Annotated in this window: 17 protein-coding genes; 10 read left to right on the top strand and 7 right to left on the bottom strand. The window is 59.7% G+C overall.

The genetic code is table 11. The features are described from left to right. On the top strand, positions 1–180 hold a 180-nt coding region (locus BW958_RS08845; protein ID WP_076575361.1), incomplete at its 5' end, for a pyruvate kinase alpha/beta domain-containing protein. Between the two features lie 62 nt (positions 181–242). Here BW958_RS08845 and BW958_RS08840 read toward each other — a convergent pair. Next, complete coding sequence (locus tag BW958_RS08840; RefSeq protein WP_076575360.1) at positions 243–1139, bottom strand: LysR family transcriptional regulator ArgP; 897 nt, start codon at positions 1137–1139, stop codon at positions 243–245. 100 nt (positions 1140–1239) lie between these two features. On the opposite strand from BW958_RS08840, the gene BW958_RS08835 reads away from it, so the two are divergent. After that, complete coding sequence (locus tag BW958_RS08835; RefSeq protein ID WP_076575359.1) at positions 1240–1872, top strand: LysE/ArgO family amino acid transporter; 633 nt, start codon at positions 1240–1242, stop codon at positions 1870–1872. 10 nt (positions 1873–1882) lie between these two features. Next, a complete protein-coding gene (locus tag BW958_RS08830; RefSeq protein WP_076575358.1) occupies positions 1883–2389 on the top strand; it encodes a YbaK/EbsC family protein in 507 nt (168 codons plus the stop codon). Here BW958_RS08830 and BW958_RS08825 read toward each other — a convergent pair. The 3 genes from BW958_RS08825 to BW958_RS08815 form a co-directional block, all read right to left on the bottom strand. Next, entirely contained in the window at positions 2346–3092 is a 747-nt protein-coding gene (locus BW958_RS08825; protein WP_076575357.1) for a siderophore ferric iron reductase, read from the bottom strand. The two genes, BW958_RS08830 and BW958_RS08825, sit on opposite strands and share 44 nt — an antisense overlap. A gap of 20 nt (positions 3093–3112) precedes the next feature. Continuing rightward, positions 3113–5284 carry a TonB-dependent siderophore receptor gene (locus BW958_RS08820; protein ID WP_076575356.1) on the bottom strand — a complete coding sequence of 724 codons (2172 nt, stop codon included), beginning with the start codon at positions 5282–5284 and terminating at the stop codon, positions 3113–3115. Between the two features lie 101 nt (positions 5285–5385). Beyond that, entirely contained in the window at positions 5386–6321 is a 936-nt protein-coding gene (locus BW958_RS08815; protein ID WP_083687286.1) for an AraC family transcriptional regulator, read from the bottom strand. Positions 6322–6635: 314 nt separating this feature from the next. On the opposite strand from BW958_RS08815, the gene BW958_RS08810 reads away from it, so the two are divergent. The 7 genes from BW958_RS08810 (at position 6636) to katG (ending at position 16977) form a co-directional block, all read left to right on the top strand. Beyond that, positions 6636–8303: a multidrug ABC transporter permease/ATP-binding protein gene (locus BW958_RS08810; RefSeq protein WP_076575355.1), complete on the top strand. Its 1668-nt coding sequence runs from the start codon at positions 6636–6638 to the stop codon at positions 8301–8303. After that, a complete protein-coding gene (locus BW958_RS08805; protein WP_076575354.1) occupies positions 8296–9060 on the top strand; it encodes an ATP-binding cassette domain-containing protein in 765 nt (254 codons plus the stop codon). The genes BW958_RS08810 and BW958_RS08805 overlap by 8 nt, the downstream gene beginning before the upstream one ends. Before the next feature lie 10 nt (positions 9061–9070). Continuing rightward, entirely contained in the window at positions 9071–9919 is an 849-nt protein-coding gene (locus tag BW958_RS08800) for an ABC transporter substrate-binding protein (RefSeq protein WP_076575353.1), read from the top strand. After that, positions 9916–11892, top strand: coding sequence for a Fe(3+)-hydroxamate ABC transporter permease FhuB (gene fhuB, locus BW958_RS08795; RefSeq protein WP_076575352.1), 1977 nt, complete (start codon positions 9916–9918; stop codon positions 11890–11892). Before BW958_RS08800 ends, fhuB begins: the two co-directional genes overlap by 4 nt. A gap of 348 nt (positions 11893–12240) precedes the next feature. After that, positions 12241–13149 carry an acetamidase/formamidase family protein gene (locus BW958_RS08790; protein WP_218641750.1) on the top strand — a complete coding sequence of 303 codons (909 nt, stop codon included), beginning with the start codon at positions 12241–12243 and terminating at the stop codon, positions 13147–13149. Positions 13150–13153: 4 nt separating this feature from the next. Then, complete coding sequence (locus tag BW958_RS08785) at positions 13154–14497, top strand: APC family permease (RefSeq protein WP_076575351.1); 1344 nt, start codon at positions 13154–13156, stop codon at positions 14495–14497. A gap of 284 nt (positions 14498–14781) precedes the next feature. Then, positions 14782–16977, top strand: a complete 2196-nt coding sequence (gene katG / locus BW958_RS08780) for a catalase/peroxidase HPI (RefSeq protein ID WP_076575350.1) — start codon at positions 14782–14784, stop codon at positions 16975–16977. A gap of 89 nt (positions 16978–17066) precedes the next feature. On the opposite strand, the gene BW958_RS08775 is transcribed toward katG, so the two are convergent. From BW958_RS08775 to fdhD, 3 genes are all read right to left on the bottom strand, one after another. Further along, positions 17067–18689 (bottom strand): phosphoethanolamine transferase, encoded by a 1623-nt coding sequence (locus BW958_RS08775; protein ID WP_076575349.1) that lies wholly within the window; start codon positions 18687–18689, stop codon positions 17067–17069. A 213-nt stretch (positions 18690–18902) separates the two neighbouring features. Beyond that, positions 18903–21197 carry an FdhF/YdeP family oxidoreductase gene (locus BW958_RS08770; protein ID WP_076575348.1) on the bottom strand — a complete coding sequence of 765 codons (2295 nt, stop codon included), beginning with the start codon at positions 21195–21197 and terminating at the stop codon, positions 18903–18905. Then, positions 21181–21960, bottom strand: a complete 780-nt coding sequence (gene fdhD, locus BW958_RS08765) for a formate dehydrogenase accessory sulfurtransferase FdhD (protein WP_076575347.1) — start codon at positions 21958–21960, stop codon at positions 21181–21183. Before fdhD ends, BW958_RS08770 begins: the two co-directional genes overlap by 17 nt. Positions 21961–21975: the final 15 nt, after the last annotated feature.

Below are 21975 nucleotides of genomic sequence, written 5' to 3'. Positions count from 1 at the left end.
TCCAAGGGTGTGGTTGCTCACGTGGTTGACGAAATCGCCTCTACCGACGACTTCTATCGTATCGGTATGGACGTGGCGCTGAAGACCGGTATGGGCGTGAAGGGTGACATCGTTGTGATGGTCTCCGGTGCTCTGGTACCGAGCGGCACCACCAACACCTCCTCCGTGCACGTGCTGTAATCCAGCCCGCAGTCACGCAGTAAAACGGCGCCTTTTGGCGCCGTTTTTTTATTTGTGCACCATTACTGTTGCAACACGCGGCGAGCGTGACTGATACAGTCTTGCGACAAGGTGGCCAGCAACCCGCTCTCTAATGCCCAACGATGCCAATAGAGGGTACGCACCACCCCTTGCCCCGGCATCAGATCCACCAGCTCACCGCAGGCCAGCTCCTCCCTGATCATCAGGTCCGGAATCAGACAGTAGGCGACGCCTTGAGTCGCCAGCTGGACAAACGCCTCGGACGAGCGCACCACATGGCGCGGCCAGTTAACCGATGAGAGCGCAAAGCGCTCGGCCAGAAAGCCGCCGTGCATGTCATCGTGCTGGTCAAACACCACAGCCGGCGCCCGGGTCATGGCTGCGCCGTGCACCCCATCAGGAAAATAGCGCTCGATAAAGCGCGGACTGGCGACACACAGATACTCCAGTTGTCCCAAACGATCGCTGATACAGCCCGCCATCGGCGTCGGCTCACTGCTGATGGCCGCCACCGCCTCCCCCGAGCGTAGCCGGTTGAGGGTGCGACTCTCATCATCCACCGTCAGGTTGAGCACCAGCCTGCCGGCTTGCATCAGGGGAGACAGTGCCGGCAGCAACCAGGTGGCCAGGCTGTCAGCATTGGTGGCAATCGCCACCGGCAGTGGTGCATCCAGACCGTCCGGCGCCAGCGCAGGATGCAGCTCGGATTCGAGCAGCTGTACTCGCCGGTAGAACCCCAGCAGACGGCGACCCACCGCCGTCGGCCGTGGCGGCGTTTCGCGCACCAACACCGGCTGGGCCAACCATTTTTCCAGCTGTTTGATCCGCTGTGAGACCGCCGATTGAGTGACAAACAGCACCTGTGCCGCCTTGTCGAATCCACCGTTGATCACCACGGTATCGAGCGCCTCTAACCACTGATAATCAAGGCCTCGCATCTCCACCTCATTAGCAAAACTGATACTTAATAAAGATTATTAGTTTCACTAAATAAATGCGAGTCCGTAAGCTGCCGCCATTGCGTTAAAGGAGTTCGCCATGACTGATACCGCCCCGCTTTGGCAGGGTTTGACTCTGGGTCTTGCCATGATTGTGCCCATCGGCGCCCAGAATGCCTTCGTCCTCAATCAGGGGATCCGCCGCCATCACCATATGCTGGTGGCATCTGTCTGCATTTTTTGCGATGTGTTTCTGATTACGCTCGGCGTATTTGGTGCCGGCGCCTTGATGAGCAGCCAACCGCTGCTGCTGTCGGCCATCACGCTGGCCGGCATTCTGTTCCTGGCCACCTACGGCAGCATGGCACTGCGCAGTGCCTGGCGCCCACAGGCGGCCGGTGAGCGCCGGGAAGGGCATCGCCTTGGTAGCCGTGGCGCCGTGCTGCTGGCTACGCTGGCGGTGACCCTGCTCAACCCCCATGTCTATCTTGATACGCTGGTGATCCTGGGCTCCATCGGCAGCCAGATGGGCGGCAGCGAGCGGCCACTGTTTGCGCTGGGTTGCCTGCTCGCTTCATTTATCTGGTTCAATACCCTGTCCCTTGGCGCGGCGCGCTTTGCCCCGGTGCTGAGTCAACCCAGAGTCAAACAGGGGATAGATCTGCTGGTCGGTGGCATCATGCTGACCCTGGCTGCCCAACTCTGCCTGCAACTGCTGGCCCGTTGGCAATAAGGAGCGCGCGATGTTAGAGCAGATCCACCAACACTGCATCAGCCTGTTTGAGCGGGCAGAGGTGCAGTTTCAGTGCTGGCAGCATGAGCCTATTCTCGATTTTGCCACCGATGCCCGGTTAGCCGAGGCGTTGGGCTGGCAAGCCGCCCCCACCAAGAGCCTGTTTTTGCGCTGCCGCGATGGCCGCCATGCACTGCTGCTGACCCACCGCGACAGTCGGCTCGATAGCCGCCGAGTCAAGGCGTTGCTGGGCTCGCGCCCATCCCTGTGCAGTGATGAAGAGATGAGTGAAGTGACCGGCTGTCTGCCGGGGGCGGTGTGTCCGTTTGCCCTGCCTGCGCATATTCCGCTGCTGGTTGATCCGGCGCTGCTTAGCCATGACGAGCTGATGTTTACACCTGGTTTGCCAGAGTGGACCTTTGCCTTTGCCAGCACCAGGTTGCCGGCCCTGCTCAATGCCCTGCCCAATCCGGTCAGCTGGTTGCCTGACGACGATCAGAGCGGGGAAGCAGCCTGATTTTGGGCACGGGGGGCGCGCTGTTGTGCGATTTAGGACAGTTACCACAGAGCGCCCCATCGCTGCGCCGATAGTGCAGGCAGCAGCGCCGACGCACGTAATGGCCCTCTTTCGAGAGGGCCAGTTTATTGGGCGGCGCCAACCCCAGCGCCGTTAACCAGGGCGCGGCCAACTCACGCCAATCCGGCCGCCCCGGCAATGTGGGCGCCACAAACTCCAGCGCCACGCACACGGTGTCAGCGAGCAGCTCGCCGCGCATCCGCTCACGCGGCGCCTCGGGCCACAGCGCAGCGAGTCCATCGCACAGAGTGCTCAACTCATTGGCCGCAGCGGCAATGAGCGCGGCGGTCTCTGCGCCCTCCAACCGGGGTGAGCCGGTCAGCCTATAACCGGAGAGCCACCCTTGGCTTGCGTGTTGTTCAAGCGCGCCGAGCGGCGCGGCCAACTGCGCCCCGTGCACCCCAATCAGCGCAAGATAGACCGGCTGCCAGGTGAGCATGCCCCAGGTTCGCAGTTGCCAATAGGCCGCGCCAGCCTCAGGGTAATGCTCTTCCCAATGACGATAGAGCGCCGCAATCACGGCGCGGCTTGGCTCAGGCGAAACCAGACTCACGCTCTGCATGCCGGGAGCGCCCTCCCCCTCTTTGAGCAGGGCAATATGTTGCTGGGCAAGGGTAAACAAGCGGGTGAGTGCGTGAGTCATGGCGTCCTGTTATCCGGCGGTCAGAAGCGATACTTCAGCCGCGCTTCAATGTTACGTTCGGCGCCGAACCAGCAGTTGCTGGTGTCGTAGCAGGAGTAGTACTCCTTGTCGAACAGGTTAGTGGCGGTCAGTACGGCCTCGGCGCCCTTGAGCTTGCTATTGAGGTAGGAGAGGTCGTAGCGCACCGACGCATCGAGCAGTACGTAATCGGGCACCTTGCCGGTATTCATGGCGTCAATCTCGGCTTCACCCACATAGCGCAGCCCGCTGCCCAGCGTTACGCCCTGCACCAGACCACGCTCGAAGCGGTAGTTGGCCCACAGCGACGCGGTCTGATTAGGCACCCATACTGGTGTCTTGCCCTGCAGCGCAGTGGTATCGCGGGTGATCTCCATATGCAGACGGGTGTAGTTGGCCGCCAGATTGAACTGGTCAGTCACATCCCAACGCCCTTCGAGCTCAATCCCCTTCGAGACGGTCTCACCGGTCTGCAGTTTGGCCCCATAGACGTTGTCCGGATCGGTCACCAGCGAGTTTTCCTTGGTGATGTGGAACGCGGCCAGGGTTGCCGTCTTGCTGCCATCGCCGGAGAGGTACTTCACGCCCCCTTCCCACTGCTTGGCGGTCGAGGGTTTGAAGGCATCGCCATGCTTGTCGATGCCAGCGACCGGCTCGAAACTCTCGGCATAACTGACATAGGGAGAGAAGCCACCACCCAGCTCATACAGGGCGCCGCTGCGCCAGGTGAACTGCTGCTGATCGATTCGGCTGTGGGTGGTGCTGGCGGTACTGTAATAGAGCGTGTCGCTGTCAGTATCGGCGCGATAGAGATCGAAACGGCCACCGGCGATCAGCACCAGGCGGTCAAAACGCAGCTGATCCTGCAGATAGAAACCGGTCTGGCTCTGACGGATATCCTCATCATCCTGATAGTTGAACGTGAGGTTGTCGCCATCGAGTTGACTGTTATTTGGGTTAAAGATATCGATACTGCCGGCGCTGTAATCGATGGTATCAAGATAGCCAACGGTCGAGTGCAGGCGCTGATAGTCCACCCCCAGCAGCAGGTTGTGCTGCCATTGACCGAGTGTCACCAGTCCGGAGAGCTGGTTATCCACCACGATGCCATGGGACTCTTCATCGGTCATGTAGGCGTTGCGATTGACAGTGCGCCCATCGCTGTTGAGCGCAGCGTTATAGGTGTTGCGCTGATAGGCACTGCCATCAAACAGACGGGCATTTTGCAAGAAGGCCCAGCCGTTGCCGAACTCGTGGTTGATCTTGTAACCAACCAGCGTCACATCCTTGTCGTAGTGGTTCCAGTTTTTGTCACCAAGGAAGGTATCGGCGCTCATGTCGCCGTGGGCATTGCTATAGACCGAGCCGCTGGCCGGCACCGTGGTATAGATGCCCATGGCCGGGTCTTTTTGGTAGTAGAGATTGACGTTTACCAGGGTCTTGTCGGTCACTTGCCAGTCAACCGACGGCGCAAACACATAGCGCTCCTGCTCGGAGGTGTTGGCCTGCCCATCCTTCTGCCGCGCCAGCCCTACCAGACGGTAGGTCACATCCGGATTACCCAGCTCCCCGCTACTGTCGAGCGTGGTCTCTTTGAGATTTCCGGTGCCGGTAGCCACGCTGACATCGGTGATCGCCTCATGACGCGGCGCCTTGGCAATCAGGTTGACCATGCCGCCTGGCGGCATGCTGCCATAGAGCACTGACGTCGGCCCCTTGAACACTTCCACCTGCTCGATGGCAATGGGATCAATCTGCGGTTGCAGGTTCCAGCCGTTGTATTGCAGCAGCAGTCCGTCATAGCTGTTCTGATAGTTATCAAAGCCACGGATGTTAAAGAGATCCAGCCGGGACACCGCACCACCGCGCAGCTCGGTATTGACCCCCGGCACATAGCGCAGCGCCTCACTCACCGAGCTCACACCGCGCTGCTCGAGCGTCTCGCTGTCCACCACGGAGATCGCCTGCGGCGTCTCTTCCGGCGTCAACTTGGTCTTGGTCGCCGTATTGCGATAAGTCTGCCCCAGCACTTCAACGGTTTCGTCACTGGTCGCGGCGCTCTGATCGGCCGAGTTGTCAGCAGCCGTGTTGTCGGCGGCATAGAGCGGCGGCGCGCACAAGACACTAACCAGAATGGCCAGCAGGGTCGGCTTGCTTGGAAGGTGATGCGACATGGAATCCTCGGATGGTTATTCTTAAATGATAATGACTGTCATTTACATTTTATGGATAGCCATCATCCGAGAATTAACATTTTGGGGCATCTTGCCGCGCCTTAACGCGGTGCGACCGGTAGCCAATAGCTCATCTCCCCTTCCGGGTTGGCCGAACAATAACCGGGCGGATAGATCTCAAGCTCATGGCCATCCAGACCACGGTAGGCTGAATGGGGCAGCCAGTGGCGAATAAACCAGAGTAGCGATTCAGACAGGCAGCCGATGGGCCCTTTGTGGGTCAGCACTGCATAGGTCTGTGGCGGCACGCGAAATTGCTCCAGACCTGCCACGTCACTCGACACTCCAGCCCAGTATTGCAGCTCGCCACGCTCAGCCGCAGGGCCACTGACATCCACCACGCCGATGCGCGCGACCGAAGACCACGGGCAGCGCGGCATTCGCTCGGCCAGCTGCCGCCACAGTTGCGGTACTTTCTCGGTAAAATCGGGACGCTCGGCGAACAAGCCGCAGATCGGGCCAGAGAGACCGCTAAGAGCCATGGCCGGGCGACTTTCAACCCGCACCTGCACTCGCCGCCCCGCCTCGGGACGGTTAATCGGGATGAGCGTGGTCAGCGGTGTTTTGATCCCCAGCCGCAGACCACGCCGCCGATAGACTCCGGGCGAGCAACCAAACTGCTGCTTGAAAGCGCGGCAAAAACTCACCTCGGAAGAGAAGCCCATCCGTAGCGCCAGATCGAGAATGCGCTCGGGGCTGCGCAGCAAGGCATCGGCGGCCTGGCTGAGCTTTAGCTCGCGCACATAGTTGGCCACGGTAAAGCCGGTCTCTTCGAGAAATACCCGCTGCAACTGCCAGCGTGACCAACAGCTGGTGGCCGCCAGCGTCTCCACGCTCAGTGCCTCATCCAGATGACCATGAATGTGCTCAAGCACCCGGTCAATCCGGTTAAAACGCACGCCCGATGTGCCCTCGGCTGGCAGGCTGTCCAGCGGCCGGGGCTGCGGCGTTGGGCTTGTCGGGCTCAATGGAAACATGGGTAGTTGCGTTAGGGAAATGACAGAAACAAGATGAGACAACAAACGCTAATGATTTGCAATTAAAGAGTCGCTTCCTTTTTGACCCTGCGCTATTATCGCCTCGCCTTGTCAGCCGGCAGCTCGGTTGGCCCGCTGGCGGGGCGATCACCGGTTCTGCCGCCATGGCGCTCACGCAAGCCCCATGAATGAGCACCCAGCCTATCTGGCCGGGTTTGCCCGACTCGTCTCGCCGGCGTCGGAGCAAAGGCCGTTTGGTTATCTACCTGCAGGTCACGCCAATGGCCTGCCATTTAGAGTCCGACGCACACCCCATGGAACTGCTCTCGCTGGTTTATCGCCACTATCGCTGGCCTTTCGTCATCATCACTCTGCTCAGCCTGCTGAGCGCCCTGCTCGGCATCGGTGTGATCGCCTTTATCAACGAACGCCTGATTACCTCGGTGGATGAACCCTTATGGGTGCTTGGCCAGCTGATTGGGTTGATCCTGCTTTTGCTGCTGATAACGCTCGGCTCGCAGTTGGCACTCACCACACTTGGCCACCACTTCGTCTATAACCTGCGTGGCAAGCTGCTCAAGCAGGTGCTCGATACTGATGTAGAGCGGCTGCGCGACATCGGTCAGGCACCGCTGCTGGCGTCGCTCTCGAAAGATATCGCCAGCATCACGCTGGCCTTTGTGCGCCTGCCGGAGCTGGTGCAAGGTAGCATCCTGACCTTGGGGGCCAGCCTCTACCTGATCTGGCTCTCGGCTTCGATGTTTATGGTCACGGCTATCTGGGTGGTGGTCACGCTGGTACTGGGCTGGATGATGGTGCAGCGGGTCTATCACCATCTGAAGCTGGTGCGTGGCGCCGAAGATCGCCTCTATCAGGACTATCAGGCCATCATCGACGGCAGCCGCGAGCTGATGCTCAATCGCCAGCGCGCCCAAGCTCTGTATGAAGATCAGTACGAACCCAACGCCCGCGAGTTTCGTGAGCATGTCATTCGCGCCGACACCTATCACTTGAGTGCCGTGAACTGGTCAAACATCATGATGCTCGGCGCCATTGGTTTGGCGTTCTTCCTCGCCAATACCCTCGGCTGGGCCAACAACCAGATTGCCGCCACCTTCGCCCTGACCTTACTGTTTTTGCGCACGCCCATGCTGCAGGCTATCGGCGCTCTGCCGACCCTGATTGCCGCCCAAGTCGCTTTTGACAAGGTGCGCGCCCTGGCGCTGGCCGAGCACAGACCCGACTTCCCAGCGCAAAAGGCCGCCCAGCCATGGCAGACACTGACCCTCGAGGAGGTGAGCTTTGCCTATCAGGGACGGGAAAGCGAGCGCAGCGGCTTTGCCGTTGGTCCCCTCTCGCTGACCCTGACCCGTGGCGATCAAGTGTTTCTGATTGGAGGTAACGGCTCGGGCAAATCGACCCTGGCCATGCTGCTAACCGGTCTCTATCGCCCGGTCAGTGGCCGTATTCGGCTCGATGGCAAACCGGTTGAGGACCAAGAGGCCTACCGCCAGCTCTTCTCCGCCATCTTCACCGATTTTTACCTGTTTGATCGCCTGCTGGGGCCGCAAGGGGTCGATAGCCGCGACATCGACGAGTGGCTCACTCGCCTCAACATGGGTAGCAAGCTGCAACTCGACGGTGATCGCATCCTCGATATCCGCCTCTCACAGGGTCAGCGCAAACGGGTCGCCCTGTTACTGGCCATTGCCGAGCAGCGCGACATCATGCTGTTTGATGAGTGGGCCGCTGATCAAGACCCGCAATTTCGCCGCATCTTCTATCAGGTACTGCTGCCGCGTCTGCGCGAGATGGGCAAGACCGTGGTCGCCATCAGCCACGACGATCACTACTTTGCGCTGGCTGACCGCCTGCTGGAGATGCGCAGCGGCCAGTTGCACGAACTCGGTAGCGCAGAGCGCGCGGCACTTAGCGATGTGGTTGGCCGTCTAAACCAACACGAGGAGGCAGCCGGTGTTTGAACTGGAACAGGTCACCTTTAGCGTCACTGGCAAACAGCTGTTGCAGCCGACCAGCTTGCTCTTTGAGGAGGGCCGGGTGTATGGCCTGATTGGCCATAACGGCTCGGGCAAATCGACCCTGCTCAAGCTGTTGGCCCGCCAGCAACCGGTGAGTAGCGGCCGGCTGCTGCTGGATAACAAGCCTCTCGAGCAGTGGGAGAGCCGCGCCTTTGCCCGCCGCGTGGCCTATCTGCCGCAGCATCTGCCGCCCACCGATAACCTGTTTGGCCGCGAGTTGGTGGCGTTTGGCCGCTACCCCTGGCAGGGTTTGCTCGGCCGCACCCGTGAGGGGGACAAGCTGCAGATTGAACGGGCGATTACCCTGACCCACACCGAGGCTTACGCCGAGCGGCTGGTCGATACCCTCTCCGGTGGCGAGCGGCAGCGGGTGTGGCTCGCCATGCTGCTGGCGCAAGAGAGCCGCTTTATCCTGCTTGATGAGCCGCTGGCCGCGCTCGATGTGGCTCATCAGGTCGAGGTGATGAGTCTGGTGCAACGCCTCAGTCGTCAGCTTGGTCTGTGCGTGGTGGTGGTGATCCACGACATCAACATGGCAGCCCGTTATTGTGACGAGCTGATCGCCCTGCACAGTGGCGCGGTGCTGACCCGTGGCGCGCCGAGCGAGCTGATGAACAGCGACACGTTGCACGCCATCTATGGCCTGCCGATGCAGGTGATCACGCATCCGCAGGATCACCATCCGATTGCCGTGGTGTAGTGAGGTGGCAATGCGCGCATTATTGCTGACCCTGCTGCTGGCATTGAGCCTGCCGACTCTCGCCACCCCCAGAGTGGCCACCGTGGATTGGACCATTGGCGAAACCCTGCTGGCGCTTGGCACACCCCCGGTGGCCATGGCGGATCTCACCTCTTATCGCAACTGGGTGGGCGAGCCATTTCCGCCCGCCACCACCGTCGATATCGGTCTGCGCGGCCAGCCCAATCGCGAGTTACTGAGTGAACTGGCGCCAGATATGATCCTTATCTCGCCCATGGCTGCCCCGCTTGAGCCGGTATTAAAGCGCATCGCGCCGGTACACACGGTGGCGCTCTATACCCCCGAAAAAGATTACTGGGTGCAACTGAGCGAGCAGACGCTGGGCGTCGGTCAGCTTATCGGTAAACCCCAAGAGGCGCGCCAGCTGCTTGATAACCTCAGCCGGGATCTGGCGAGTAAGGGCAAGGCGCTGCATGCGGTGACCACCCCGCTCTTGATGCTGCAGTTTATCGATGAGCGCCATGTGCGCATCTACGGCAAACACAGCATGTTCCAGTCGGTGATCGAACGCATGGGCCTTCGCAACGCCTGGCAACAGGAGACCAACTACTGGGGATTCTCCACGGCCGCCATTGAACAGTTCGCCACGTTGGAGAACGTGCAGGTGGTGATTGTTGAACCCATCCCACTCGGGGTGCGCGAGCGACTTCAACGCTCGGCGCTGTGGCAAAACCTCGCTGTGCTCAAGCAACATCCACCGCTCTATTTACCGGTCATCTGGAGCTTTGGCGGCGTCCCCTCTGCCCAGCGTTTTGCCGATAACCTGACCGCCGCCTTGCTCTCTAAGGGTGCCTCATGATTGCCCGTCGTTACCCGGCCGCGCCGCTTGGCAGCCTGCTGCTGCTCATCACCCTCCTGTTTGCCCTGCTGCAACTGGCGCGCCTGCTGCCGCCAGCGCTCTGGACCCACGGCCTGCTCGACCCGAGTATCAGCGACCCGCGCCAACTGGTGGTTCACTTTGCCTGGTGGCCGCGACTGGTGCTGAGCCTGCTGGCCGGCGCCGCGCTGGGGCTTTCCGGCATGCTGATGCAACAGGTGCTGCGCAATCCGCTCGCCTCGCCGACCACGCTGGGGGTAGCCTCTGGCGCCCAACTGGCCCTGCTGTGTGCCACCCTGCTGGCTCCGGCGCTGCTGGTCGCCCGCGAGTGGGTGGCGCTGGCCGGTGGCTGCGCCGCGCTCGGACTGGTCTATCTGCTGACCTGGCGCCGCCAGCTCACGCCACTGGTCATCGTGTTTGCCGGTCTGGTGGTGAGCCTATATCTCGGCGCCATCAACAGCGCCCTGTTGCTGTTTCATCAAGAAGAGCTCAAGGGCCTGCAGATCTGGGGCAGCGGCTCGCTCAGTCAGGACAGCTGGGATGGGGTGTTGCGCCTGCTGCCCTATCTGACCCTTGCCCTGGCGGCCACCTGGCTGCTCAAGCGCCCGCTGGCGCTGCTCGACCTGGATGAAGCCAGCGCCAAAAGCCTGGGGCTGCCACTTCGCCAGTTGCGCCTTATCACCTTGCTGCTGTCGGTGTTTCTGACCGCCTGCGTGGTGAGTGTGGCCGGCATCATCGGTTTTGTCGGTCTGGCTGCCCCGGCGCTGGTGCGGTTGCTGGGGGTGCGAACCCTTGGCCAGCGGCTGCTCTGGTCTCCCCTGCTTGGGGCCGGCATGCTGGCGGCCACCGATGCCCTGTTGCAATGGCTCACAGAGGGTAGCCAGTGGTTGCTGCCAACCGGCACCATGACCTCCCTGTTTGGTGCGCCACTACTGCTTTGGCTGCTGCCTCGTCTGGCGCGCCGTCAAGGGCCGCCGCAAAGTGCCCAGGCGGTGACGACTCACCGTCATCCCTGGCCGTGGCGTCTGCTTGCCGGGTTACTGATCTCCCTATTTATTGCCAGTCTGCTGGTGCTGCTGGTCGGTCAGGGACGCGAGGGCTGGAGCCTGTTGCCGTGGGCCCAGTGGAATATGCTGGTTGAGTGGCGCCTGCCGCGCATGGTGGGCGCGGCCAGCGTCGGCCTGCTGCTCGCCATCAGCGGCACGCTGTTACAGCGCATCAGTCGCAACCCCATGGCCAGCCCGGAGCTGCTTGGGGTCAGCAGCGGCTGCGTGGTCGGGGTATTGTCCGCCGGTCTGTTATTACCGATGCTACCGCTTCCCTTGCTGCTCGGTGCCGGTTTTGCCGGCGCGCTGCTGGCACTGCTCCTGCTGGTTGGGCTGAATCTGCGCAGCGGCTTTCAGCCAGAGCGGGTACTGCTAAGCGGCATAGCCATCACCGCCATGCTCGAGCCACTGCAGAGCATCGCGGTGAACAACGGCGATCCACGGGTACAGATGCTGCTCTCCTGGCTGTCGGGTTCGACCTACTTTATCACCCCAGTGCTGGCGACCGGCTTGCTGGCACTGGCACTGCTGGCGCTGGGATTGGGCTTGCTGGCTACCCGCTGGCTTGAGCTGTTGCCACTCGGCACAGCTGCGGCCAGCGCGCTCGGGCTCAATACCCGCCGTAGTCAACTGCTGCTGTTGCTGCTGGTTGCCCTGCTCACCGCCGCCGCAACGCTGGTCATCGGTCCGGTGTCGTTTGTCGGCCTGCTGGCACCGCATCTGGCTCGCATGCTGGGATTGGTGCGCGCCCGCGAGCAACTGCTCGGGGCCGGGATTGGCGGCGCCCTGCTGCTGGTGCTGGCCGACTGGGCTGGCCAGCAATGGCTCTATCCGCAGGAGCTACCGGCCGGACTGGTCTCGACCCTGATTGGCGGCGCCTACTTTATGTGGTGTCTGCGCCGGATTTAATCCTTATGAAACCACCTCGCATCTAATGCCCGGAGCCGGTCTGCTTGAACCAATTGAGTGCAGCTGCAATTAACTTTGCACTCAATTGGGGAGTGCAAGCACCCACCACTCTGCTCTGCCGCTTGCAATTTTCCGCCTGTCGCTTCAGACGACACTATTTGACACATTTATATCTTTTTGAAAAACAAGTAATAAATCTAAATACAGACTCATTTTATGCATGAAAAACGCGTTATCATGAATAACTGATGAATAAAACGGCACTCCTTTTGCTGCAATTGCATCACTCCCCGTTGTCAGTACTCGCCGCTGCCAACGATTCCAAGGACTTGATGCAAGAGGTAACCGGTGAACCAGCCCATTATTATCAGCGATCACTACCACTACAGCTTTTCTGCTCAACACACCCCTGCCAGCAAGGTGGCCTGCGGCCAAGAGCTTTTTTTTAAAACCCTCGACTGCTTTTCCAACAAGATCACCTGCGAGCGCGATCTGACCACCCATTTTGATTACGACAGCGCCAATCCGGCCACTGGCCCCGTCTATGTCGAGGGATGCCAACCGGGCGACATTCTGGTGGTGGACATTCTCGATATCCGGGTCAATCGCCAAGGAGTGGTGACCACGCTACCCGGCTGCGGCCCCCTTGCTGACACTCAGGAGATCCGCACCAAGGTGCTGACCATCGAAGATGGCCACGCCCTGTTTAATGACCTGCCAATCCCCATTCAACCCATGGTGGGGGTGCTGGGCGTCGCGCCGGCCGAAGGGTCTGTGAAATGCGGTTTTCCCGGCAATCACGGCGGCAATATGGATTGCAAGCTCATCACTAAAGGGGCGCGCCTGTACTTTCCGGTGCAAGTGGCTGGCGCCTTGTTCGCACTGGGCGATCTGCATGCAGTGATGGGAGATGGCGAGCTGTGCGGAACCGGCCTTGAGATCGCCGGGGAAGTCAGCGTGCGCTTTGATGTGATTCGTCAGCAGCCCCTGAGCTGGCCGGTGCTGGAGACCGACGACCGCTGGTACGCCATCGCCTGCGCCCAGACCTATCCCGATGCTCTCAAGTTTGCCAGCGAGCAGATTCAGCAGCTGATTTGCCAGCGCTATGAGTGGGATCTCACCGACGGTTATCTCTATCTGAGCTTGCAGGGGGATGTAGAGATCTGCCAGGCCTGCAAACCCTGCCCCGTGGATTTGATTGTGCGTGTGGGCGTGCCCAAGCGCGTTGGCCGCCCGCTGATTAGCAAAGGAGTGTAACCCCATGACTCATAACGCAACGAAAGAGGGAAACAGCCTCAAGCGAGCGCTGTCATACAAGGATTTGGTGTTTTACGGCATGGTCTTCATGGTGGTGATCGCCCCCATGAGCATCTTCGGATTTGTCAGCCGTGAAGGGCATGGCATGGCGCCGCTGGTCTATCTGGTCGGGGTCATCTGCATGCTGTTTACCGCACTGAGCTATCGCAAGATGAGCGCCGAGTTTCCGATCGCCGGTTCGGTCTATACCTATGTGCAAAAGTCGATTAATCCGCACGTCGGTTTTCTCGCAGGCTGGTTGATCCTGCTCGATTACGTGTTTGCCCCTGCCCTGCTCTACGCGCTCACCGCCTCCTGGTGCGTGGCGCTGATGCCAGGTACGCCGTTCTGGCTGTGGGTGGTGGTGTTTGTGGCCCTCAACACTCTTATCAATGTGCGCGGCATCGAATACACCGCCAAGATGGACGTGTTCATCTTCACTGTCTCGGCGCTGGCACTGGCCCTGTTCCTTTACTACGGCATTACCTATGTTGCGGATGGCGGTGGTACAGGCTCGTTTACCCTTGCCCCCTTCTATCAACCCAACACCATCAACCCGGCCTTTATCGGGACCGCAGTGACTATCGCGGCGCTCTCATTCCTCGGGTTTGATGGGATTAGCACCCTGGCCGAGGAGGCTCGCGAGCCGCGTCGGGATGTGGGGCGCGCCATCATCACTGCGCTGCTGGTGATTGGTGCCCTGTTTATCCTGCAATCCTACATCGCGACCCTGATCCAGCCCGACTTCACCAAGATGGATGAAAACAACGCCTTCTTTGATGCGGCGTTGCTGGCCGGTGGCCCCTTCCTCAAGACGGCACTGCTCGTGGTCAATATTCTGGCTATCGGTATTGCCAATACCATGGCGGCGCAGGCGGCTGCTTCTCGGGTACTGTTTGGTATGGCACGTGACAAATTCTTGCCCAAGGCGCTTTCACGGGTGCACGCCAAGTATCAGACGCCGCATATCAGCACGCTGTTTATGGCCGCCTTGTCGCTGATTGTGGCACTGCTCACCAGCATCGATTTTCTCACCAAGCTCATCAATTTTGGCGCGCTGACCTCGTTTATCATCCTCAACTTCAGCGTGTTCTGGTTGTTCTTTGTGAAAAAGCAACAGCGCAGTGGCCTCCACCTGCTCAACCATTTGGTCTATCCCTGGCTCGGGATGCTGATCCTGGCCTATGTCTGGATCAATTTTGACAAAGCCACCCTCACCATCGGCTTTATCTGGCTCGGCTGCGGTATTGTCCTTGGCTTCTTCAAGACCAAGGGCTACAAGGAGTTACCCAGCGTCCAGTTCGGTTAATCCATGCTGTGATGAGGCCCTGCGGGGCCTCTTTTACTCCCGCCAATGTTTACCTTCTCTCACCCTTCACCGGCAGGGTCTACGCTTTTCAACACCGTATCGCTTTAAGCCAGGTTGATAGATTAAGGCATCAATCGCTTATACCAATCGTTCCAATATTTATAAGCAAATTTATGAATTGATGGCTCACAACCATACTTCATATCACGCCTATAACGTCTGCACTGCCCACCCAATACGGGCTGTGAGCAACGCGCGACTATCACGAACCAGGGAGAGTAAGCATGAGTCATTCCGATACCCCAACCGGCAAGTGCCCTTTTATGCATGGCACCAGCCAGGCGGTGACCAAGGCCGGCACCACTAACGCACAGTGGTGGCCCAACGCCCTGAATCTCGACATCCTGCATCAGCACGACAGCAAGACCAATCCGATGGGCGAGGCATTTGACTATGCCGCCGCATTCCAGAGCCTCGATCTGGACGTGGTCAAAGCCGACCTGACTGCTCTCATGACCAGCAGCCAGGATTGGTGGCCCGCCGACTGGGGTCACTACGGCGGACTGATGATCCGCATGGCTTGGCACAGCGCCGGCACCTACCGTACCGCCGATGGCCGTGGCGGTGGCGGCACCGGCAGCCAGCGTTTTGCCCCGCTCAACAGCTGGCCGGATAACGGCAACCTCGACAAGGCTCGCCGTCTGCTGTGGCCTATCAAGAGAAAATACGGTAACAAGCTCTCCTGGGCTGATCTGATGATCCTCGCCGGCAACGTGGCGCTCGAATCGATGGGCTTCAAGACCTTCGGCTTTGCCGGTGGCCGTGAAGATATCTGGCATCCGGAGAAAGATATCTACTGGGGCTCCGAGCGCGAATGGCTGGCCACCAGCGACAAACCGGGCAGCCGCTATCACGGTGAGCGCCAGCTGGAAAACCCGCTCGCCGCCGTGCAGATGGGGCTTATCTATGTGAACCCGGAAGGGCCGGATGGCAATCCCGATCCGGTGGCGTCGGGGCGCGATGTGCGCGAAACCTTTGCCCGCATGGCGATGAATGACGAAGAGACGGTGGCACTGGTCGCAGGGGGTCACACCTTCGGCAAGGCGCACGGCGCTGGCGATCCGACCCAGGTTGGCCCGGAGCCGGAGGCCGCCGCACTCGAAGAACAAGGCCTTGGCTGGCACAACAAATTTGGCTCTGGCAAGGGCGTTCACACCACCACCAGCGGTATCGAAGGCGCCTGGAAACCCAATCCGACCCAGTGGGATAACGGCTATTTTGACATGCTGTTTGGCTACGAGTGGGAACTGACCAAGAGCCCGGCCGGCGCGCATCAGTGGACACCGAAACATTGCAAACCCGAGCACTTGATCCCGGATGCACACGATCCGTCGAAGAAGTATCCGCCGATGATGACCACTGCCGACCTGAGTCTGCGCTTTGATCCTATCTATGAGCCGATCGCCCGTCGCTTCCATCAGGATCCGGCAGCCTTCGCCGACGCCTTTGCCCGCGCCTGGTTCAAGCTGACCCACCGCGACATGGGGCCGAAGAGCCGCTACTTGGGCGCTCTGGTGCCAAGCGAAGATCTGATCTGGCAAGACCCGATCCCAACCGTCGATTACACCTTGAGCGACGCCGAGATAGAGCAGCTCAAGCAGACCCTGCTGGCGAGCGGTCTCACTGTGGGTGAACTGGTCAGCACCGCCTGGGACAGTGCCCGCACCTTCCGCGGCTCAGATTATCGCGGTGGTGCCAACGGTGCCCGCATCCGTCTTGCACCGCAAAAGGATTGGGAAGGCAACGAGCCGGCACGGTTGGCCAAGGTGCTGGGGGTATTGACCCAGATCCAATCTGGCCTGAGCAAAAAAGTCAGTCTGGCCGATCTCATTGTGCTCGGTGGCGCCGCGGCCATCGAGAAAGCGGCTGCCGCAGCCGGTGTGACGGTCAAGGTACCGTTTACCCCGGGCCGGGGCGACGCCAGCGCCGAGCAGACCGATGAGGCATCGTTCGCTGCGCTCGAGCCGCTGCACGACGGTTATCGCAACTGGGTCAAGGGCAAGTACGCCGTATCGCCGGAAGAGATGCTGCTCGATCGCACTCAGCTGATGGGGCTGACCGCGCCCGAGATGACGGTGCTGCTCGGCGGTATGCGGGTACTCGGCACCAACCACGCTGGCAGCAGCCACGGGGTGTTTACCGACCGGGTCGGCGTACTCAGTAATGATTTCTTCGTCAACCTGACCGACATGGCCTATCGCTGGCAGCCGGTGGCTGACAACCTCTATCACCTGGTTGAGCGTGACAGCGGCAAGCTCAAATGGAGTGCCACCCGGGTTGATCTGGTGTTTGGCTCCAACTCCGTCCTGCGCGCCTATGCCGAGCTGTATGCCCAAGATGACAACCAGGGCAAGTTTGTCTGCGATTTTGTCAGCGCCTGGAACAAGGTGATGAACGCCGACCGGTTTGATCTGAAGTAACGGCCCTGTGAACAGGCCCGGTGCCAACGCAAGGGCTCGCGAAGACACCGGAACCTGATCCCGCCCGGCCATATGGCCGGGCGTTTTTATCATGGCTGCCGACAGGGTTTGAACAGATCGAGTGCCGGTTGATAGAGCGTGGTCTGCACATCCCACACCCCGAGCAGCGATGAAAAGAGGTTATCCTGAGAGAGCTCGGTACGTTTGGCCTCGTCAGCCATGCAGCCGCGGTTAATCCCTCGGCCAGTGGCAAAACCGGCCGACATCCAGAGCTGCATCGGAATGTGAGTCTGCTCTTCGGGCGCCAGCATATAGGGCGTGCCATGCAGATAGAGCCCCTTCTCACCAAGCGACTCGCCGTGATCGGAGAGATAGAGCAACGCCGTGTCGTAACGATCCTGATACTGTTTGAGTAGATCGATCATCTTGGCCAGCACATAGTCGGTGTAGCGAATGGTGTTGTCATAGGAGTTGATCAGCACGGCGTTGTCGCAGTTTTCAATATCGTTGCGCTGACAATCCGGCGTGAAGTAGCGCTCTGCATCGGGATAACGGCGATAGTAGTTCGGGCCGTGACTGCCCATGATGTGAAAGACCACCAGCTTGTTCTCCCCCATCTTGTCTATCTCTTTCGGCAGGGCTTCCAGCAGCGCCTCGTCAAGGCAACTGCCGTCATGGCAAAAGCGCGGATAGGCGGCCGGGTCGAGATCATGATGTGGCACCCGATTGCAGACATCCTTGCAACCGCCATCGTTATCTTTCCAGTAGACGCTGACTCCGGCCCGTGTCAGCACATCCAGCAGGTTGTAACGGTTGCGCGCCTTGTTGTCATCAAAATGGGCCCGCCCCAGATTGGAGAACATACAGGGCACCGACACGGCAGTTTCAGTCCCGCACGAGTGCACATGCAGAAAGGCAAGCACATCACCCTCTCTGGCCGTAAAGGGATTGGTATCGCGTCCATAGCCGTTGCTGGCGTAGTTCCTGGCTCGCGCCGTTTCCCCCACCACCAGAAACATCAGGGTCGGTTTGCTGACTTTGCTCACTCGTTTGGCGTCCGCGCCCTGCACCACAAAGGGCTCAGGTTTGCTCAAGTAACGTTTATCCAGATACTTGCCGGCACTGAACAGATAGTTGGACGGGACAATCTCCTTGGCCAGAACCTTGTGGTTACGGCCAATGTAAAGGTACTGCTTGTCATAAACCTCCAGCACGCCCCCTGCCACCAATAGCGCTAGCAGCATGGCGCCAAGGCGCAGCAACAGGCTCTGGTGCCAGCGCGCCGGGTAGTCAACACGGATAATCCAGAGCAGCGCACTGGGCACTAGGCCGGTCAGGGCAAACCAGAGCAGCACCGATGCATTGAGATAAGAGCGCGCCTCCCCCGGATTGGTTTCAAAGATGTTCTGCACCATGTTGCTATCAAACACCACGTGGTATTTGAACATGGCGTAGCTCACCAGCGAACTGCTCAGCAGCACCAGGGTAAAGAAGGGTTTGAGCCACCAGCGAAACGAGAAGGGAATAAACACCGCCACCAGCGCAGCGAACAGCAGTAGCGGGATAGAGATAGCAAAGCCGGTATTAATGGATTCTTGCGCCGACAAAATGGCGTAAAAGTTGAGAAACAAGGGCCAGTTGAACACGATGGCGAAATAGAGTGCCAGCAGCAGCACCAACGGGAGCACCCGTATTCTGAGACGAGATGTCATATCAAACCCTCACGATGCGAAACAAAAAAAGGATGAATCCGGGTCATAGAGCGTGAAACGCGCGATCGGAATCTGAGGGGCGCACTTAACATATTCCGTGACTCAACCGCATCACGAAGCATATTTCACTGTGCGCGGGCAATATCGGAGAGCAAGTTTACTGTAGGAGCGGGGCCTGCCAACAGAGATTGTGGCAGGCCCTTAACACAAGAATTAACCGAGGTTCAAACTGATGGCGTTATTGACACTGGCGGTCACCCGCACCGGAATCGATTTGGAGGTCGGCGTAAACGAGCCGGCACCGATGCTATCGATTGGCACCAAGGGGTTGGTCTCGGGGTAATAGGCGGCGATATTGCCACGGGGGATCTCGTAAAAGACCACCTGAAAGCCACGCACAATCCGCTCGCGCCCGTCGTTGCAGATAGTCTGCATATCGACCCGCTGACCATCCCCAACACCAAGCTCTGCCGCATCGGCCTCATTCATAAACAGCACGTCACGCTGCCCCTTGATGCCGCGATAACGATCATCCATGCCATAGATGGTGGTGTTGTATTGATCGTGCGAGCGCAAGCTCTGCAACAGCAGCACCGGCTCATCGCTCATCTGCTCGGCATGGCGAGTACATTCCGGCAGAATCGACTGCGGCAGCTGGCTGGCACGAAACTCGGCGCGCCCACTCGGGGTCTTCCACACCAGATTGGCGGCCGAGTGCTCAAGATGGAATCCGCTTGGCTGGCGGATCCGCTCGTTAAACTGCTCAAAGCCGGCGATGGTCTTTTCAATCAGATCGCGGATGCGTGAGTAGTCATCACGCAGGGCGAGCCAATCGACGGTGCCACTGCCCAAGGTGGCATGGGCAATCCGCGCCACGATATCGGTCTCTGACAGGCAGAGCTCGGAGATGGGCTCAGCCGCTCCGGTCGAGGCGTGCACCATGCTGAAGGTGTCCTCAACCGTGATCTTCTGGCTACCGCTCATCTGCAGATCAACCTCGGTGCGACCCAGGCAGGGCAGGATCAGGGCATCGCCCCCCACCTGCAGATGGCTGCGGTTGAGCTTGGTACTGATCTGCACATTGAGCTCGGCGCGGCGCATGGCTGCGTAGGTAAAGTCAGTATCGGGCGCGGCCGCTGCCAGATTCCCGCCAAGACAAATCAGCACCTTGCTGTTGCCTTCATGCAACGCCTTGAGCGCCTCATAGACGTTATGGCCACGCTGATGCGGCATCGCGACGCCCAGGTGACGCTCTAACCGCTCCAAAAACAGGGTGGTCGGTTTTTCGTTGATCCCCATGGTGCGGTTGCCCTGCACATTGCTGTGACCACGCACCGGGCAGAGCCCCGCACCCGGTTTGCCGATTTGGCCGCGCATCAGATGCAGGTTGACGATCTCTCTAATGGTATCCACCGAGTGCAGATGCTGAGTCACCCCCATGGCCCAGCAACTGATGATGCGTTCGCTGGCGGCAAACACCCGGGCTGCCTGCACGATCTCGGCACGGGTCAAACCCGATTGCTGTTCAATCTGCGCCCACGACGTGGCTCGAACTTCCACTTCATACTCGGCAAAACCCTGGCTGTGGCGAGCGATAAAGTCGTAGTCGATCACCTCGGGCTGCTCTTCAAGCAGGTACTTGGCCATACCACGCATGGCCGCCATGTCACCACCCAGACGCGGCGTCAGGTATTGGTGGCTGATGGTGGTCGCTGCCGGCGTCAGCAGCTCAAGCGGGCTTTGCGGGCTGGCAAATCGTTCCAGCGCCACTTCGCGCAGGTTGTTAAACGTCACAATCTTGCAGCCTTGGCGGGCCGCTTTGCGCAGGGCATTCATCATGCGCGGATGGTTGGTGCCAGGGTTCTGGCCATAGACAAATACCGCATCGGCTTTGTCAAAATCATCCAGCACCACACTCCCCTTACCGATCCCGACTGACTGGATCAGCGCGACCCCACTGGCCTCATGGCACATGTTGGAGCAGTCAGGGAAATTGTTGGTACCCAACAGGCGGCCAAACAGTTGGTAAAGATAAGACGCCTCGTTGCTGGCGCGTCCCGAGGTGTAAAACTCCACCTCATCCGGGCTCGCCAATCCTTTCAGCTTGTCGGCAATCAGGGCTATCGCCCCTTCCCAGCTGATGGGCTCGTAGTGATCGGTCTGCGGGTTGTAGCGCAGCGGCTCAGTCAAGCGCCCCTGATACTCGAGCCAGTAATCGCTCTGGGTGTTGAGCTGGCGCACCGAATACTCGGCAAAGAAATCAGCGCCGACCATCTTGGCCGTCGACTCCCACGCCACCGCCTTGGCGCCGTTCTCGCAAAACTGGAAGGTGCCGTGATCGTTATCGCCCCAGGCACAACCCGGGCAGTCAAAGCCGTCAGTCTGGTTAACCCGCAGCAGGTTCTGAATATTCTGACGCGCCTTCTGGCTGCGCATCACCTGCCTCATGGTCGATTGCAGGGAGGACAGACCGCCAGCCTTGGCGGGTTTTTCAATGCGAGTGGACATAGGATTCTCCAGTCAACACCGGGCCAGCAAGGCGAGCGTAATGCACCGGCGTATCACAGCGTGGGATATGAACAAGATTGAGGTGATGCGCCAGCGCCATCTTCACCGCCAGCTGGCTTGGCGCCGCCAGACTGATGAGATGGCGGGCACCAAAGCGCACCGCTTTTTGTACCAGTTCACTGCCAAGACGGCTGGTGACCAGCAGCGTCGGGCAGTGTTGACCGGCACGCAGCTGCATACCGATCAGTTTGTCGAGGGCGTTATGGCGGCCAATGTCTTCACGGCAGGCGACAATCGCTCCCTGCTCATCGAGGCAAAGTGCCGCATGCAGGGCGCCGCTCTGTTGGCCTTTAATCTGCCAGGCAGACACTTGCTCGCGCAGTCCCGTCAGCATCGCCAGCGGCAATGGCTCGGCACCGGCTAACAACGGCAGCGCAGGCAGGGCATGCTCAAGAGCCGTCACGCCGCAGATGCCGCAACCGGTGGCGCCAGCCAGACGACGTTGCCGCTGGTTTAACGTGGCCAGACAGCGATTGGCCACCGTGACATTCATGATCCATCCCTCTTCACCAGCAGAGATCTCGATATCATGCACATCGTGGTTGTGTGTGATGACGCCTTCGCCAAACAGAAAGCCGACGGCAAAATCGTCGAGATCATCCGGAGTGGCCATCATCACCGCATGGTTGATGCCATTGATGGTGATAGCCAGCGCAACCTCTTCCACCAAATGGGATAAGGTCGTGGAGACATCACATGACATGGATGATCCTGCGCG

The sequence above is a fragment of the Aeromonas sp. RU39B genome, from assembly GCF_900156095.1.
Lineage (GTDB): Bacteria > Pseudomonadota > Gammaproteobacteria > Enterobacterales > Aeromonadaceae > Aeromonas.
The sequence above is the reverse complement of the archived record's forward strand: the minus strand, read 5'-3'. Positions and strand labels throughout refer to the sequence as shown.

Excerpts from the sequence above, each read along its gene's own strand:
- BW958_RS08840 (WP_076575360.1), bottom strand. The coding sequence starts at position 1,139 with ATGCGAGGCCTTGATTATCAGTGGTTAGAGGCGCTCGATACCGTGGTG.
- BW958_RS08835 (WP_076575359.1), top strand. The coding sequence starts at position 1,240 with ATGACTGATACCGCCCCGCTTTGGCAGGGTTTGACTCTGGGTCTTGCC.
- BW958_RS08830 (WP_076575358.1), top strand. The coding sequence starts at position 1,883 with ATGTTAGAGCAGATCCACCAACACTGCATCAGCCTGTTTGAGCGGGCA.
- BW958_RS08825 (WP_076575357.1), bottom strand. The coding sequence starts at position 3,092 with ATGACTCACGCACTCACCCGCTTGTTTACCCTTGCCCAGCAACATATT.
- BW958_RS08820 (WP_076575356.1), bottom strand. The coding sequence starts at position 5,284 with ATGTCGCATCACCTTCCAAGCAAGCCGACCCTGCTGGCCATTCTGGTT.
- BW958_RS08815 (WP_083687286.1), bottom strand. The coding sequence starts at position 6,321 with ATGTTTCCATTGAGCCCGACAAGCCCAACGCCGCAGCCCCGGCCGCTG.
- BW958_RS08810 (WP_076575355.1), top strand. The coding sequence starts at position 6,636 with ATGGAACTGCTCTCGCTGGTTTATCGCCACTATCGCTGGCCTTTCGTC.
- BW958_RS08800 (WP_076575353.1), top strand. The coding sequence starts at position 9,071 with ATGCGCGCATTATTGCTGACCCTGCTGCTGGCATTGAGCCTGCCGACT.
- fhuB (WP_076575352.1), top strand. The coding sequence starts at position 9,916 with ATGATTGCCCGTCGTTACCCGGCCGCGCCGCTTGGCAGCCTGCTGCTG.
- BW958_RS08785 (WP_076575351.1), top strand. The coding sequence starts at position 13,154 with ATGACTCATAACGCAACGAAAGAGGGAAACAGCCTCAAGCGAGCGCTG.
- katG (WP_076575350.1), top strand. The coding sequence starts at position 14,782 with ATGAGTCATTCCGATACCCCAACCGGCAAGTGCCCTTTTATGCATGGC.
- BW958_RS08775 (WP_076575349.1), bottom strand. The coding sequence starts at position 18,689 with ATGACATCTCGTCTCAGAATACGGGTGCTCCCGTTGGTGCTGCTGCTG.
- BW958_RS08770 (WP_076575348.1), bottom strand. The coding sequence starts at position 21,197 with ATGTCCACTCGCATTGAAAAACCCGCCAAGGCTGGCGGTCTGTCCTCC.
- fdhD (WP_076575347.1), bottom strand. The coding sequence starts at position 21,960 with ATGTCATGTGATGTCTCCACGACCTTATCCCATTTGGTGGAAGAGGTT.